We start from the raw sequence: 16,681 nt of genomic DNA, 5'->3' as shown, positions 1-16,681 counted from the left end.
CGCACCGAATTATTTGTGGAGAATGAAATGCAAGTTATGGAAAAAACGGAAGAAACGGAAGAAACGCAATCAATCGACGATGGCTTGACCATCGCGGGCATCACCTACCGCTCGCGCTTGCTGGTCGGCAGCGGCAAATATACCGACTTGGCGCAAACGCGGAAAGCGACCATTGCCAGCGGCGCCGACATCATCACGGTGGCAATCCGCCGCGTCAATATCGGCCAGGACCCGAACGCGCCAAGCTTGCTGGACGTGGTGCCGCCTTCGCAATTCACGATTTTGCCCAACACCGCCGGCTGTTACAGCGTGAAAGATGCGGTGTACACGCTGCAACTGGCGCGCGAATTGCTGAACGGCCACAAGCTGGTCAAGCTCGAAGTGCTGGGCGATGAAAAAACCCTGTTCCCCAACATGCCGGAAACCCTGAAAGCGGCCGAAATATTGGTTGCGGACGGCTTCGACGTAATGGTGTACTGCAGCGACGATCCGATTCAGGCCAGGATGCTGGAGCAGATTGGCTGCGTCGCCATCATGCCGCTGGCGTCGCTGATCGGCTCCGGCATGGGCATCCTGAACCCGTGGAACCTGTCGCTGATCATCGAACAATCGAAAGTGCCGGTGATCGTCGACGCCGGCGTCGGCACTGCCTCGGACGCCGCGATTGCGATGGAACTCGGTTGCGACGGCGTGCTGATGAATACCGCGATTGCCGGCGCGCGCGACCCGATCCGCATGGCGCAGGCGATGAAGCTGGGCGTGCAGGCCGGACGCCATGCGTATCTGGCCGGGCGGATTCCCAAACGTTTTGCAGCGTCGCCATCATCGCCGATGGCGGGGCGCGTTGTGTAATGTAAATAGTATGGGGTATGCTATATAACATGGCATTTCACGCATATATATGAAGCGCCCCATAAAAATACAGTATTGTGTATATTCAACATGACCTGCGCGGCGCAGCAACAAGCTGGCGCGCACCTTGATAGTAAAGAAAAGCCATGAACGGACTGTATATCGTCACACCCGATTGGGATGACACCGAACGCTTGCTGCGGGTGTCAGAGCAAGCATTGCAAGGCGGCGTGGCGCTGCTGCAATATCGCCACAAAACCGCCGGGCCCGAGCTGCGCCGGATTCAGGCCGCTGCGTTGCAAGCGCTGTGCCGCCGCTACGCCCGGCCTTTCATCATCAACGATTATGTCGAGCTGTGTCTGGAACTCGATACCGACGGCATCCATGTCGGCGGCACCGATGCGGCGGTGGCAGCGGTGCGCGCGGCGGTTGGCCCGGATAAAATCGTCGGCGCATCCTGTTATGGCAGTCTGGAGCTGGCGCACGCGGCGCATCTGGCAGGTGCCAGTTACGTCGCTTACGGCGGTTTTTATGCTTCGAAAGTGAAGCAGTATCCGCTCACTACGTCGATCGATATCCTGGCGCAGTCGAAGGCGGAAATCCCGCTGCCCAGCGTGGTGATCGGCGGCATGACGCAGGAAAATTCTGCGCCGCTGGTAGCTGCCGGAGCCGACATGGTGGCTGCGATCAGCAGCATCTATCTGGCCGACGATCCGGCAGCGGCGGCGCGGGAATTTGCGGATTTGTTTGGGACCTCTAAGTACTAAGCAATGCGAGCAGCGCGGAAGGTTGGGCTGCAAAGCCCACCCTTCCGAACTAATAAATCCCAAACACGTAATACACCCCTATCACCACGAAAACAGCTGCGGATTTAATCAAGGTCACCATAAAAATATCGCGATACGAGGTCTTGTGCGTGAGGCCGGTAACCGCCAGCAGCGTGATTACCGCGCCGTTATGGGGCAGGGTGTCCATGCCGCCGCTGGCCATCGAAGCGACCCGGTGCAAGACTTCGAGCGGGATGTTGGCAGCGTTCGCGGCTTGAATAAACAGATCCGACATGGTAGCCAGCGCAATGCTCATGCCGCCCGACGCCGAACCGGTGATGCCGGCCAGCACTGTTACGGCGATGGCTTCGTTGACCAGCGGATTGGGGATGCCTTTCAACGCATCGGACACCACCACGAACCCTGGCAGCGCGGCGATGACGCCGCCAAATCCGTATTCGGAAGCGGTGTTCATGGACGCCAGCAACGCGCCTCCAATCGCTGCTTTCGAGCCCTCGGCGAACTTTGCCATCACTTGCTTGTAGGCGAACGCCATCACCGTCAAAACCCCGACCAGCAGCGCGCCTTCCACCGCCCAGATCGCAACCAGTTTTGATACTTCGACAGAAAGCGGCTGTCCCGGGATGGCGATGGTAAAGGTGGCGCCAAAGTACGCGGGAATCGCAACGGTAAAATATTTGTTCAGTACGCCCACCAGGATCAGCGGCGTAATAGCCAGCAGCGGATGGGGCAGTTGCTCTTTTTCGAATGGCTCCGGCTCATTCAGATGGACGCTACCGTAGCCCTCGCCGGCGTCGAACGCTTGCTTGCGGCGCCATGATAAATAGGCCATGCCGCAAATCAGAATGAATATCGAGCCGATCACCCCCAGCCAAGGCGCAGCCCAGGTGGTGGTATTGAAAAAAGTGGTGGGAATAATGTTCTGAATTTGCGGCGTTCCGGGCAGCGCATCCATCGTGAAGGTGAACGCGCCGAGCGCGATGGTGCCGGGGATCAGGCGTTTCGGAATATTGCTTTGTTTGAACATTTCGGCGGCAAACGGATACACGGCAAACACCACCACGAACAGCGACACGCCGCCGTAAGTGAGCACCGCGCACACCAGCACGATAGCCAACATGGCCCGTTCCCGGCCCACCAGCTGGATAATCGATGACACGATCGACTTTGAAAAGCCGGACAGCTCGATGACCTTGCCGAATATGGCGCCGAGCATGAATACCGGGAAGTACAGCTTCACGAACCCCACCATTTTTTCCATGAAGATGCCGCTAAACATCGGCAAGACATAAGACGGGTCGGTGAATGCCACTGCCAGCAGCGCACAAATCGGCGCAAACAGAATTACGCTATAGCCACGGTAAGCGGCGAACATCAGCAAAAAAAGTGCTGCAATCACAATTAAAAAGCTCATTGATTTCCTGTTTTTCTTAGATGAAAGAAAGCTGCAAGCGCACAACCTTGCATCGTGCCTGCCTGATCGTCGGAAGCAATCGCTGCCGGTTGTTGCAAATTGTTGTCGTTGTGCCGGCACCTGCCGGAAGGCAGCGTCCGTCTGCGCCATAGCATATCCTTTTTTTCTCGGTGAGCGTCAATGCGGGGCCGTCGCTTCGACGCCTGTTGGAACCGGCCCAAACGGCTACAATCACCGATTGATCTGAACTTCAACGGGAAAATAAAATGAAAACCAAAGCCGCAGTAGCTTGGAAAGCGGGACAGCCGCTGACGATTGAAGAAGTCGAACTGGGCGGCCCGCGCGAGGGCGAAGTCCTGGTCGAAATCAAGGCTACCGGGATTTGCCATACCGATTACTACACGTTGTCCGGAGCGGACCCAGAAGGAATTTTCCCGGCGATCCTGGGCCATGAAGGTGCTGGCATCGTGCTGGAAGTCGGCCCCGGCGTTAAAAGCCTGAAAAAAGACGATCATGTGATTCCGCTGTATACGCCGGAATGCCGCGAGTGCAAATTCTGCCTGTCGCAAAAGACCAATCTGTGCCAGAAAATCCGCTCGACCCAAGGCCGCGGCCTGATGCCGGATGCGACCAGCCGCTTCTCGATAGACGGCAAGCCGATTTACCACTACATGGGCACCTCGACCTTTTCAAATTACATCGTGGTGCCTGAAATCGCGCTGGCCAAAATTCGCGAAGATGCGCCATTCGACAAGGTCTGTTACATCGGCTGCGGCGTGACCACCGGCGTCGGCGCGGTGTTGTTTACCGCCAAGGTCGAGGCGGGCGCGAACGTGGTGGTGTTCGGTCTGGGCGGCATCGGCCTGAACGTGATTCAGGCGGCGCGCATGGTGGGCGCCAACAAGATCATCGGGGTTGACATCAACCCGGCGCGGCAGGCAATGGCGCGCAAATTCGGCATGACGCATTTCGTCAATGCAAATGAAGTCGAAAACGTGGTCGACACCATCATCGAGATTACCGATGGCGGCGCTGATTACAGTTTCGAGTGCATCGGCAACGTCCATACGATGCGCCAGGCGCTGGAATGCTGCCACAAAGGATGGGGCCAGTCGATTGTCATCGGCGTCGCGGCAGCAGGGGAAGAAATCAGCACGCGTCCATTCCAGCTGGTCACCGGCCGGGTCTGGAAAGGTTCTGCCTTCGGCGGCGCGCGCGGCCGTACCGATGTGCCGAAAATCGTCGACTGGTATATGGAAGGCAAACTGAATATCGACGACTTGATTACCCACCGCCTGCCGCTGGAACGCATCAACGAAGGGTTTGACTTGATGAAGAGCGGCGAGTCGATTCGTTCGGTCGTCATCTACTGAGGCCGCCATGCCAACGTTAGAGCGCATCGGCGAACATGCCTGCTTCGGCGGCGTACAAGGGTTTTATCGACACGCATCGAGCGCAATCGACTTGCCGATGCGGTTTTCCGTGTATCAGCCGCCGCAAGCCAAGGATGGGCCAGTGCCGGTGCTGTTTTTTCTGGCAGGTCTGACCTGTACCGAAGAGACTTTCATGATCAAGGCAGGAGCCCAGCGCTTTGCCGCGCAGCACGGCATCATGCTGGTGGCGTCGGACACCAGCCCGCGCAACACCGGTATTGCCGGTGCCGCCGACAGCTGGGACTTCGGCAACGGCGCCGGTTTTTATCTGGATGCGACGCAAGCGCCGTGGAATGCGCATTTCAAGATGGAAAGCTATATCGTGCAGGAGTTGCGCGATATCATTTTGCAGAATTTTCCGGCCCAGCCCGACCAAATCGGCATCTTCGGTCACTCGATGGGCGGTCACGGCGCGCTGGTGCTGGCGCTGCGCCATCCGGGCAAGTTCCAGTCGGTATCGGCCTTCGCGCCGGTTGCGGCACCGACGCAATGTCCGTGGGGGCAAAAGGCGTTCGGCAATTATCTGGGGCCGGACGCTGCCGGCTGGCAGCAATACGACGCCAGCGCATTGATGAAAACGCGCACCACGCCTTACCCGCGAGGCATCCTGATCGATCAGGGCTTGAACGACCAGTTCCTGACCGAACAGTTGCTGCCGCACGCGTTTGAGGCCGCCTGCGCAGCGGCGCATCAACCGCTGACATTGCGCCGCCAACCAGGCTACGACCACAGTTACTACTTCATCAGCACCTTCATGGAAGACCATCTGGCGTTTCATCACGCAACGCTCAATGGCCAGGAGCCTGTCTGAATCATTTTGCAAGACGGCATTGTCCACGAAAAACACGAAAATCACGAACCGGCCCCAGAATGCAATTATTTTTTTGAAGTTATGGAGTATCACAAATTTTGTGGCATTTCCCGCATATATCTAATGCGGTTATAAAATATACTCATATCAATACTTGGCCCGCGCCGAATCGCAGCTTCAGCGCCGGCGCTATCGATTGCCACTTTTTTCGTACCCTTCGTGTTTTTCGTGGACACTGTTTTCCTCCATGATGAGCATGCGTAACATCAAATTTTCAATTCTATTCATCCGATGACCGATCTCACCGCACTTTCTGCCGACGAGTTACCTTTGCTGTACGCGCTGGCGCTGTTCGACGCGCCGCTCGGCCAGACCCGGCTGATGGAACTGTTGCACCTGCTTCACCAGAAGACAGCAGCAGGCGGCGCATACGATATCCAGCAGATCAAGGATTGCCTCGCCAGCCTGAGCAAGGCTGCGCTGGTACGCCAGGAAATCGGGCAGGGCTATGTGGCGCGCGACGATGTGCGCATGCCGCTCTTGCTGAAACTCCAGCAAAGTGGCCGGCTCCAGAATTGGATCGATAGCGTGCAAAATTTGCTGAAGCAGCATCAGCAATATACCCAATGGAAAATGCTCGATGCCGCATTTTGCCGGCGCGAGATTGTGTTCTCGGCGGTGGCAGGAAACAGGGATGAGTTGATACGCTGGCGCGACAAATTCTTCCATGCGGCAACACCCGCGCAAGCGCTGCCCGGCAGTACGTTTTTTGGCAGCGACGACGGCATCACCTTATTCGCCACGCTGGATAATCAGGCGCAGGCGATGCTGCTTGCCGATATGTTTTCTCGCGCCAACTGGACTCTGGATGATTGCCGCGTCGCCTATGATTATGCCTGCATGCGTTTCGACGCATTTTCCAAAGACTGGCCGCCTTTGTTGGAATTGTTGTGCTGGCAAGCGCTATTGCGGGGCGATATCGGGCAATTGCAGTTGTTTCAGCAAAAGATGCGGACCCATTTCCAGCCTGAATCGCTGATCGCGCTGGCAATTTTCAGAGGAAATTTTGCGCTCGCCAGCGAGATTTCCGAAGTCTTTATCAAGGCGCTGAAAGTGCAAGCGGGCAAGCGCAAGCTATTTTTGCCCGGGTTGATCGGCTTGTTGTACACCGTGGCAATGCTGGCCAAAAAAGATGCTGTCAGCCTGAAACGCGCCAAGGAACAGGTTGATGACGGGGCCAAACAGTACGATGCGTTCGCTTACTATTTGCTGCAACCTTTGGTCAATCACTTGGCGCAAGGCGTGCCGTTGCACAGCGTGTCACCGTCGGTGCGCCCGCAAAAAACGGTCGATGTCCTGTTTGAAGGACTCGCGCTGTACTGGCAGGATGCGCCGCACAATCCGCCGCTGCACGACAAACTGCTGCAGATGCGCGCTGCGTGTCTGCAGTCAGGCTACGTGTGGATTGCTGCCGAACTCGATGCGCTGCTGCAGCGGCAATATGCCGAAATCCAAAAGCTGCCGAACTGGCACGCGGAACATCAATTCCAACCGCTGGTCGCTGCATTGCAGCGCGAAGAAACCTGGCAACGCGCATTGACGGCGCTGGCGAAGCTCAAACCCGACGCTGTTGCGGCGGCCGCCAGCGGCAGCGATGTGCGCATCGCCTGGCTGCTTGAATCGCATCCGAATCACATCAAGCTGGAGCCGCGCGAGCAAAAACGCAGCGCCAAAGGCGTCTGGAGCAAGGGCCGCGCAGTAGCGTTGCGACGTTTGACGCAGGAGCAAGATGCTTTGCCCGGCATCAGCGATCAGGACAAGCGCATCGCTGCCTGCGTGGACAAAACGTATGACAGTTACGGCGGCGGCGGGTACGAATTGGATGGCGAAAAAGCGCTGCCTTTCCTGATCGGCCATCCGGCGGTGTTCTGGTTCGATGCGCCCGAGGTGGGGATCGATATCGTCAAAGGCGAAGTTGCGCTGCAACTCAAGGAGCAGGGCGACCAGATCAGCCTGCAACTGAATCCTCTCATCAGCGCCGATACTCCCACCATCTGGCGCAAGGAGACGCCAACCCGGCTGGCGGTGTTTACGTCGAATCCGGAAATCCTGCAGATTGCCGGCATCCTGGGCCGTGGCTTGACGGTGCCGGCCACCGCCAAGGCGCAACTGGTGGATGTGATCGCCGCCATCGCGCCGCATCTGGCGATTCATTCCGATTTGCCGGAGCTGGCCGCGCATATCGCCACCATCGATGCCGATGCCACCTTGTTCGCCCACTTGCTGCCGTTGAAGGAAGGCTTGCGGCTGCAATTTCTGGTGCGCCCGTTGGCACATGGCGGCTGGTTTGCACCCGGCAAAGGCGCGGCCAATGTGCTGGGCGAGCAGGGCGGCAGCGCGGTGCAGGCCAGCCGTAATCTGAAGCAGGAAAAGAAATGCCTGCAGCAAGTGAAGGATGCTTGCCCGACGCTGGCCGAAGCCGAAGAGGGCGGGGATGAGTGGGTGCTGCTGCATCCCGAACTCTGTCTGGAACTCTTGGGCGAACTCAAAATCCTGCCGGAAGACACGCTGCAACTGGTCTGGCCGGAGGGCGAGCGCTTCCGCCTAAAAGGCAGTCGTTCCCTCAAGCAAATGCGGCTGACGATCAAAAGGCAGGGCGAATGGTTCGTGGCGGGCGGCGAGATCACGCTTGACGATGGTCGGGTGCTGGCCTTGCGCGAACTGCTGCAACTAATGGATGGCGCGTCCGGGCGTTTCTTGAAATTGGGCGACAACGATTATCTGGCGCTGACCGATGCCTTCCGCAAACGGCTCGAAGAGTTGCGTGCGCTAGGCGAATTAGTTGGCAAAGATGGCGTTCGTATTAATCCGCTAGCCACGCCGGCACTGGCCGAACTGGCCGCTGAAGTGGGCGAGCTGAAAGCCGATGCTGCCTGGCGCGAGCACGTCAAAAAGCTGGATTCGCTGGCCGAATATATTCCCGTCTTGCCATCTACCTTGCAAGCCGAGCTGCGCGATTACCAGCTAGACGGCTACCAATGGCTGTCGCGACTGGCGCGCTGGGGCGTCGGCGCTTGTCTGGCCGACGATATGGGGCTGGGCAAAACCGTGCAAGCGTTGGCGCTATTGCTGGAGCGCGCGCCCAATGGCCCGGCGTTGGTGGTGGCGCCGATTTCGGTGGCCATGAATTGGCAAGCCGAGGTGGCGCGTTTTGCACCGACGCTGAAGGTGCGGGCGTATCACAACAACCGCTCGTTGGCGGACTTGGGACCGTTCGATCTGGTCATCGCCAGCTATGGCATGTTGCAGTCGGATACCGACAGTTTCAGCGCCCAGCACTGGCATAGCGTGGTGCTCGATGAAGCGCAGGTGATCAAGAACGCCGCCACCAAACGCAGTCAAGCCGCAATGGCGCTCAGCGCCGATTTCAAGATGATTGCCAGCGGCACGCCGGTGGAAAACCATCTGGGCGAATTATGGAATCTGTTTCGCTTCATCAATCCCGGCTTGCTGGGTTCCAAGGAACGCTTCGCCCAGCGCTTTAGCAATCCGATTGAACGCGGCGACAAACCGGCACGTTTGCACTTGAAAAAGCTGATCCAGCCTTTCATCCTGCGCCGCACCAAGACCCAGGTCTTGAGCGAACTGCCATCGCGCACGGAAGTCAAATTGTTAGTCGAACTGAGCGACGAAGAACGCCATTTGTATGAAGCGCTGCGGCAGGAAGCGCTCGATAAAATCGCCCAACTGAAACCCGGCGAAGGTCAGGCGATGCATGTGCTGGCCGAAATCACCAAGCTGCGCCGTTTCTGCTGCAACCCGAAACTGGTCCTCAAGAATTCCAGCGTGCGCGGCAGCAAGCTGGCGATGTTTGCCGATGTCGCCGAAGAATTGCTCGAAAATCGCCATAAGGCGCTGGTGTTCAGCCAATTTGTCGACCATCTGGCTATCGTGCGCGCATGGCTGGAACAAAAAGGCATCAGTTACCAATATCTGGACGGCAGCATGCCATCCGCAGAGCGCATCAAACGCGTGAATGCGTTCCAGGCCGGAGAGGGCGATATATTCCTGATCAGCTTGAAAGCCGGCGGCACCGGCTTGAATCTGACCGCCGCCGATTACGTGATCCATCTCGATCCGTGGTGGAACCCGGCAGTGGAAGACCAAGCCTCCGACCGCGCCCATCGCATGGGGCAACAACGGCCCGTCACGATTTATCGACTGGTGGCGCAAGACACTATCGAAGAAAAAATTCTCGCCTTGCACGCAGAGAAACGGGACCTGGCCGACAGCCTGCTCGATGGCGGCGATGCTTCCGGAAGAATGGATACGGCGGCTTTGCTGCGCTTGTTGAAGGAAAGCATTTGATGTAATGGATAGATGCGTAGAAACACCGTAGGATGGGTGAAACCCATCTTGTAAATTTAATATGTGATGGGTTTCACCCATCCTACGGAGCTTGAGTATATTTTATATATTCAATAAATATATACTGACATTGCCATAAAAATAGTGATACTCCCTATTTTTATAAATCACATCATGGCTTTGATTCTTTCGTCTGCCGCATCCGGCTTATAATCAGCGGATGCAAAAACTTCTCCAAAACCTCAATCCAGAACAACTCGCCGCCGTCACACTACCTGCCCAATCCGCACTAATTCTGGCTGGTGCCGGTTCCGGCAAAACGCGTGTGCTGACCACCCGCATCGCGTGGCTGATCATGAGCGGGCAAGTGTCGCCCAGCGGCTTGCTGGCGGTGACTTTCACCAATAAAGCATCGAAAGAAATGACCGCGCGGCTGACTACGATGCTGCCGATCAACACGCGCGGCATGTGGATCGGCACTTTCCACGGCCTGTGCAACCGGCTGTTGCGCGCGCATTACCACGACGCCGGCTTGCCGCAGACGTTCCAGATTCTCGATTCTTCCGATCAATTGTCGGTCATCAAGCGCTTGCTGAAAGCCAACAATATCGATGACGAGCAATATCCGCCGCGCAGCTTGATGTACTACATCAACGGCGCCAAGGATCAGGGTTTGCGCGCCGACAAGATGGAAACGCACGATCCGCATGAGCGCAAGATGGCTGAGTTGTACGCGATTTATGAAAATCAGTGCCAGCGCGAAGGCGTGGTTGATTTCGCCGAATTATTGCTGTGCTGCTATGAATTGCTCAGTCGCAACCAACCGCTGCGCGAACATTATCAAGCCCGCTTCAAGCACATTCTGGTCGACGAATTTCAGGATACCAATGACTTGCAATACAAGTGGTTGAAGCTGATGGCCGGACCGCACAATGTGGTGTTTGCGGTAGGCGATGATGATCAGAGCATTTACGCATTTCGCGGCGCCAATGTCGGCAACATGGCTGCGTTCGAGCGCGAATTCAACGTCCAGAATCTGATCAAGCTGGAGCAAAACTATCGCTCGCACGGCCACATCCTCGATAGCGCCAATGCGCTGATCGCCCATAACAGCAAGCGCCTGGGCAAGAATCTGCGCACCGATGCCGGGCATGGCGAACTGGTGCGGATTCAGGAAGTCACCTCAGACCTGGAAGAGGCGCGCTGGATTATCGAAGAATCCAAAAGCCTGATCAATGAAGGCGGGTTACTCAGCGAAATCGCGGTGCTGTACCGCTCCAACGCGCAATCGCGGGTGATCGAGCATGCGCTGTTTTCGGCCGGCATTCCGTACAAGGTGTATGGCGGACAGCGCTTCTTCGAGCGCGCCGAGGTCAAGCACGCGATTGCCTATTTGCAATTGCTGGACAATTTGCACAACGATTCAGCCTTCCTGCGGGTGGTGAATTTCCCGACCCGCGGCATCGGAATCCGTTCGCTGGAGCAATTGCAAGATGCCGCCAAGCAATACGATATTTCGCTATATTCGGCCGTGCCTTATGTATCTGGCAAAGCGGGGTCGTCACTCAACGCTTTCATCAAATTGATCGAAGGCGCACGCTTCGAAACGCAGAACCTACCTTTGCCGGAGATGGTCAAAATCGTACTGGACGCCAGCGGTCTGCTGACCCACTACCAGAAAGAAAAAGAAGGCGCGGACCGGATAGAGAATCTGGAGCAGGTGGTCAGCGCCGCGGCCCTGTTCGTGGCCGAAGAGGGCTTCGGCCACGATGCGCCGGCTTTCCTCGGCCCTAATGTGGAAGCGGTGGCGGGTGCAGCAATTACCACCGCCGACGGCATCGCAATTTTCGACGCCGATGCGGCGCTGCCGACCGTGATGTCGCCGCTGTCGGCCTTCCTGTCGCACGCGTCGCTGGAAGCGGGCGAGAATCAGGCGCTGGCCGGACAAGACGCGCTGCAAATGATGACCGTGCATTCGGCCAAAGGGCTGGAGTTCGATGCGGTCTTCATCACCGGTCTGGAAGAAGGGCTGTTCCCGCACGAGAACAGCGCCAGGGAAGAAGGCGGCGTCGAGGAAGAGCGGCGTTTGATGTACGTCGCCATCACGCGCGCCCGCAAGCGCCTGTATATGACTTTTTCGCAGACCCGCATGCTGCACGGGCAAATCCGCTACAACGTGAAATCGCGTTTTTTCGACGAACTACCGGAAGATGCGCTGAAATGGCTGTCGCCGCAGGTGAAAGTGCAGCCGCAATGGTTCGCCCAACCGAAGGCGGCCTGGGTCGATGCGCCGCAAACCGGAGCCAACCGGATTGCGCAAAGCATCAGCAAGCCTGACCACGGCTGGCGCATCGGCGAATCGGTTGCGCACGCCAAGTTTGGCGAAGGCGTGATCATCAACATCGAAGGCGGCGGCACCAATGCGCGAGCGCAAATCAATTTCGGCCGGCAAGTGGGAATCAAGTTGCTGGATTTGGGAATTGCCAAGCTGGAGAAAGTGGCGTCGTAGGATGGGTTTCACCCATCCTACGTATTTTATACATGACAATGTATTTTTATAATTGCTCTGGATATATGCGGGAGGCTATGGTTTTTTCCATATACCCCCTATAAATTCAGATTATCTCAATCTGATTCGTCGAGATCAACTGACGGCAGTTTTTCCACCAGCAGGACGTGGACCTGACGCGCATCGGCGCGCAGCACTTCGAAACGCAAGTTGTCGATATTGAATACATCGCCCTTGCGCGGCACGCGGCTGAGGTGGTTGGCAACCAGGCCGCCGATGGTATCGACGTCTTCATTGGCCAACTGGCTTTCCAGCGCTTCATTGAATTGTTCGATTTCGGTCAGCGCCTTGACGCGCCAGCGCGGGCCGTCAGCGCCATGCTTGATGGAAAGAATATTGTCTTCTTCCTCATCGAAATCGTATTCGTCCTCGATGTCGCCGACGATCTGTTCCAGCACGTCTTCAATCGTGATCAGGCCGGCCACGCCGCTGTATTCATCAACTACGATTGCCATGTGGTTATGGTTGGCGCGGAAGTCGCGCAGCAATACATTCAGGCGCTTTGATCCGGGAATGAAGATTGCCGGACGCAACATGTCGCGCACGTCGAATGATTCTTCCGCGTAATAGCGCAGCAAATCCTTGGCCAGCAGAATGCCGACAACTTTGTCGCGCTCGCCTTCGATGGCGGGGAAACGGGAGTGCGCGGTCGATAACACGTATGGCATCCATTCCTCGATCGGCCTGGTGATGTCGATCACGTCCATTTGCGAGCGCGGAATCATGATGTCGCGTACCGAGAGATCCGAGACCTGGAACACGCCTTCGATCATCGAGAGTGCATCGGCGTCGATCAGGTTGCGTTCATGCGCGTCGTGCAGGACTTCCAGCAGTTCGGCGCGACTTTCGGGTTCGGGGGAAATCAGGGCGGTCAGGCGTTCAAACAATGACCGGTGAGGCTTGGCGTCAGGGACTCTGACGCCGGTAAGTTGATCTTGCATAAGGGGCGATTAGCCGTTGTTTCGATCGGCATAGGATACAACAAATGTAACGGGATGCCAAAAGCCCCATTATTACTGGTTAAATTTGCCGGTTAAGTTTGACTGGCATCAGCCCTCGACATACGGGTTGGGCAAGCCCAGCGCGGCGAGGATTTCGGTTTCGATGGCTTCCATTTCCTGCGCTTCTTCCTCGTTCTCGTGATCGTAACCCTGCGCATGCAGCACGCCATGCACGATCAGGTGCGTGGTGTGGGCTGTGACCGATTTGCCCTGTTCTGCGGCTTCGCGCTCCAGCACGTCGGTACACAGGATGATGTCGGCCTGCGTGATTTCGGCATCCTGGTCTTCGGTATACGCGAAGGTCAGCACGTTGGTCGGGTAATCCTTGCCGCGATAATCGCGGTTCAGCGTGCAGCCTTCGGCCGCATCGACGAAGCGGATCGTCAGTTCGGCCGGAGCGAACAGCGCCGCCTGCACCCAGCGGCGCAGCTTGGGGCGGGTGATCGTGTCCTGCAGGCGCGGGTCGGGATACTGCACCGACAGCGCGAGTTTATTTTTTGCGGGCATGATGATTGGCGGGGGCGTATTTATGCAGCTCGAGTTCCAGGCTGCTGGCGGATTCGTAGGCATCGACAATGTGCCCGACGAGCGGATGGCGCACCACATCGATACTGGTGAAATGCGAGAAAGCGATGCCGCGCACGTCTTTCAGCACGCCGAGCGCATCGTTCAAGCCGCTTTTCTGGCCGCGCTGCAAATCGACTTGGGTGACGTCGCCGGTGACCACGGCCTTGCTGCCGAAGCCGATCCGGGTCAGAAACATTTTCATCTGCTCGGGCGTGGTGTTTTGCGCTTCGTCGAGAATGATGAAGGCATGATTCAGCGTGCGGCCGCGCATATACGCCAGCGGCGCGATTTCGATGGTTTGTTTTTCGAACAGCTTTTGGGTTTTGTCGAAACCCAGCAGATCGTACAGCGCGTCGTACAACGGACGCAGGTAAGGATCGACTTTCTGCGCCATGTCGCCGGGCAAGAATCCGAGGCGTTCGCCGGCTTCGACTGCAGGGCGCGTCAGCACGATGCGCTTGACTGCGTCGCGCTCCAGCGCATCGACCGCGCAAGCCACTGCCAGATAAGTCTTGCCGGTGCCGGCCGGGCCGACGCCGAAGGTGATGTCGTGCGCCAGGATTGCGTTCAGGTACAAGTTTTGGTGCGGCGTGCGACCGCGCAGATCGCTGCGGCGTGTCTTCAGTGCCGGGCTTTCGGTGGCGTCTTGCGTGGTTTCCACCATCGCCGAGGTGAGTGCATCGGTAGCCGGATTGATTTCTTTTGTGACCAGTTTTGCCCGTTGCTCGACTAGTGCCAGTTGCACTTCGTCGACCGAAATAGGTTTTGTGGCAGCGGCATAAATCCGCTCCAGGATCGCGACCGCACGTTCGCCGTTGGCGCCACCGACCACGAAGCGGTCGCCGCGCCGGAAAATCGTCACATCCAGCGCTGCCGAGATTTGCCGCAGGTTTTCGTCGAGCGGGCCGCACAGATGCGCCAGCCGCGCATTGTCGAGCGGTTCCGGCAGGAAATGCTGTGAAGGGGAGGGAGATTTGGTTTTCAAATGGCGCTTTGCTGGATCGGTGTGGATGCGGTGGGCGCTGCGTGTTGCGTGGCAACCAGTTCGCCCCGCAGCGAATAGGTGTAGCTGTGCGTGATGTCGATATCGACCTGTTGGCCGATCAGACGTGCGCCATCCGGTCCGCCATCGAAATTGACGACGCGATTGTTTTCGGAGCGGCCCTGCATTTCCGCGGGGCTCTTGGCCGATGGTCCTTCGACCAGAATGCGCTGAACGGTGCCGATCATTTGCTGGCTATAGCGTTTGGTGTTGTCGCTGATGACGGTCTGCAAACGTTGCAGGCGCGCCAGCTTGACTTCATGCGGCGTGTCATCTTGCAAGTTGGCGGCCGGCGTGCCGGGGCGGGCGCTGTAGACGAAGCTGTAACTATTGTCAAAGCCGATATCGTCGATCAGTTGCATCAGGATTTCAAAATCGGCCTCGGTCTCGCCCGGGAAGCCGATGATGAAGTCGCTTGATATCGCGATATTCGGCCGCACTGCGCGCAGGCGTCGCACCACCGACTTGTATTCCAGCGCGGTGTAGCCGCGTTTCATCGCCGCCAGAATCCGGTCGGAACCATGCTGGGCCGGCAGATACAGGTGATCGACCAGTTTCGGCACCTTGGCATAGGTATCGATCAGGCGCTGGGTGAATTCCTTCGGGTGGCTGGTGACGAAACGGATGCGTTCGATGCCGGGGAATTCCGCGATGGTTTCGATCAGCAGCGCGAAATCGGCCAGCTCGCCGTCGGCCATCACGCCGCGGAACGCGTTGACATTCTGGCCCAGCAGCGTGATTTCCTTGACGCCCTGTTCGGTCAGGCCGGCGATCTCGGTCAGCACGTCATCGAAGCGGCGCGACACTTCCTCGCCGCGGGTGTAAGGCACCACGCAGTAGCTGCAATATTTGCTGCAGCCTTCCATGATCGACACGAATGCGGTCGCGCCATCGACCTTGGCGGGCGGCAAATGATCGAATTTTTCGATTTCAGGAAAGCTGATATCGACTTGCGATTTGCCGCTGGCACGGCGTTGATTGATCAGAGCCGGCAAGCGATGCAGGGTTTGCGGGCCGAACACCACATCTACATACGGCGCGCGCTTGAGGATCGCAGCACCTTCCTGGGAAGCGACGCAGCCGCCGACGCCGATCACCAGATTAGGCTTGGCCAATTTCAATTCACGGATGCGGCCGAGGTCGGAAAATACTTTTTCTTGCGCTTTTTCGCGCACCGAGCAGGTGTTGAGCAAGATTACATCGGCATCTTCGATGATGTCGGTCTTGATGATGCCGTCGGAGGCGTTGAGTACGTCGGCCATCTTGTCCGAGTCGTACTCGTTCATCTGGCAGCCGAAGGTTTTGATGAATACTTTTTTTTGCATGGAGTGGCTTTGTGCGGATCGGCTTGTAAGGTTCTAGCGGTTCTGGGCCGGCAATGGCTTGCCGGCTTCTTGCGGGTTCAGCAGCCAGATCCGGTGGATCTGGCCCTGATTGTTCTCGGTGAAATTCACTGCCACATTGCTGACGCGCAAAGTGTCAGGCATGTCGATCGTATTATTGGCATTAAAAATTTGCGCACCCGGCGACAGCGTGCGTTGATTGCCATCAATGATGATGGCCGGATAAATTGCAGCCGTCATTGTCCCGCGTTTGGCATTCGATGGAAAGGGCCGCTCGTAGGCCGCGGCAGAATAGGTCAATGTTGCCAATAAGGTTGCCAATGAGATTGCCGATAGAAAATGTTTTGTCTGCATGGGATCGCTCCATTTCATTGCTAATTATTAATTCGCAACATAGTCACACGTTATGTGGAAGAGACAAGGGCAAATAGACTATCACATCAGCGCGATGGCTTCATGGTGCGGTAGGCTATTCGTAGGAGCAGGTTCCGAA

The 16,681-nt window shown here is 57.2% G+C and carries 12 protein-coding genes; 6 read left to right on the top strand and 6 right to left on the bottom strand.

The window, feature by feature from the left end:
• Positions 1–36: 36 nt before the first annotated feature.
• Together FKCLFG_RS10815 and thiE are read left to right on the top strand one after the other, a co-directional pair.
• The gene (locus FKCLFG_RS10815) at positions 37–852 is read left to right on the top strand and encodes a thiazole synthase (RefSeq protein ID WP_472615841.1); all 816 of its coding nucleotides are present in this window, start codon (positions 37–39) and stop codon (positions 850–852) included.
• 146 nt (positions 853–998) lie between these two features.
• Positions 999–1,619, top strand: a complete 621-nt coding sequence (gene thiE / locus FKCLFG_RS10810) for a thiamine phosphate synthase (RefSeq protein ID WP_472613096.1) — start codon at positions 999–1,001, stop codon at positions 1,617–1,619.
• A 49-nt stretch (positions 1,620–1,668) separates the two neighbouring features.
• Here the strand turns inward: thiE and FKCLFG_RS10805 are convergent, their stop codons facing one another.
• A complete protein-coding gene (locus FKCLFG_RS10805; RefSeq protein ID WP_472613095.1) occupies positions 1,669–3,054 on the bottom strand; it encodes a GntP family permease in 1,386 nt (461 codons plus the stop codon).
• A gap of 266 nt (positions 3,055–3,320) precedes the next feature.
• Here FKCLFG_RS10805 and FKCLFG_RS10800 point away from each other — a divergent pair, with 266 nt between their 5' ends.
• The 4 genes from FKCLFG_RS10800 (at position 3,321) to FKCLFG_RS10785 (ending at position 12,175) form a co-directional block, all read left to right on the top strand.
• Complete coding sequence (locus FKCLFG_RS10800) at positions 3,321–4,427, top strand: S-(hydroxymethyl)glutathione dehydrogenase/class III alcohol dehydrogenase (protein WP_472613094.1); 1,107 nt, start codon at positions 3,321–3,323, stop codon at positions 4,425–4,427.
• Positions 4,428–4,434: 7 nt separating this feature from the next.
• On the top strand, positions 4,435–5,298 hold the full coding sequence (gene fghA, locus FKCLFG_RS10795) for an S-formylglutathione hydrolase (protein ID WP_472613093.1): 864 nt from the start codon (positions 4,435–4,437) through the stop codon (positions 5,296–5,298).
• Between the two features lie 291 nt (positions 5,299–5,589).
• Positions 5,590–9,666, top strand: coding sequence for a DEAD/DEAH box helicase (locus tag FKCLFG_RS10790; protein ID WP_472613092.1), 4,077 nt, complete (start codon positions 5,590–5,592; stop codon positions 9,664–9,666).
• Positions 9,667–9,886: 220 nt separating this feature from the next.
• Positions 9,887–12,175 carry a UvrD-helicase domain-containing protein gene (locus FKCLFG_RS10785; RefSeq protein ID WP_472613091.1) on the top strand — a complete coding sequence of 763 codons (2,289 nt, stop codon included), beginning with the start codon at positions 9,887–9,889 and terminating at the stop codon, positions 12,173–12,175.
• A 116-nt stretch (positions 12,176–12,291) separates the two neighbouring features.
• Here FKCLFG_RS10785 and FKCLFG_RS10780 read toward each other — a convergent pair whose 3' ends face one another.
• From FKCLFG_RS10780 to FKCLFG_RS10760, 5 genes are all read right to left on the bottom strand, one after another.
• Positions 12,292–13,176: an HlyC/CorC family transporter gene (locus tag FKCLFG_RS10780; protein ID WP_472613090.1), complete on the bottom strand. Its 885-nt coding sequence runs from the start codon at positions 13,174–13,176 to the stop codon at positions 12,292–12,294.
• Between the two features lie 108 nt (positions 13,177–13,284).
• On the bottom strand, positions 13,285–13,743 hold the full coding sequence (gene ybeY, locus FKCLFG_RS10775) for an rRNA maturation RNase YbeY (protein WP_472613089.1): 459 nt from the start codon (positions 13,741–13,743) through the stop codon (positions 13,285–13,287).
• On the bottom strand, positions 13,727–14,788 hold the full coding sequence (locus FKCLFG_RS10770) for a PhoH family protein (RefSeq protein ID WP_472613088.1): 1,062 nt from the start codon (positions 14,786–14,788) through the stop codon (positions 13,727–13,729). Before FKCLFG_RS10770 ends, ybeY begins: the two co-directional genes overlap by 17 nt.
• On the bottom strand, positions 14,785–16,170 hold the full coding sequence (gene miaB / locus FKCLFG_RS10765; protein ID WP_472613087.1) for a tRNA (N6-isopentenyl adenosine(37)-C2)-methylthiotransferase MiaB: 1,386 nt from the start codon (positions 16,168–16,170) through the stop codon (positions 14,785–14,787). Before miaB ends, FKCLFG_RS10770 begins: the two co-directional genes overlap by 4 nt.
• 33 nt (positions 16,171–16,203) lie before the next feature.
• Positions 16,204–16,542, bottom strand: a complete 339-nt coding sequence (locus FKCLFG_RS10760; protein ID WP_472613086.1) for a hypothetical protein — start codon at positions 16,540–16,542, stop codon at positions 16,204–16,206.
• Positions 16,543–16,681: the final 139 nt, after the last annotated feature.

It is taken from the genome of Gelidimonas denitrificans, assembly GCF_055694065.1.
This window is presented reverse-complemented; position numbering and strand designations above follow the sequence as displayed.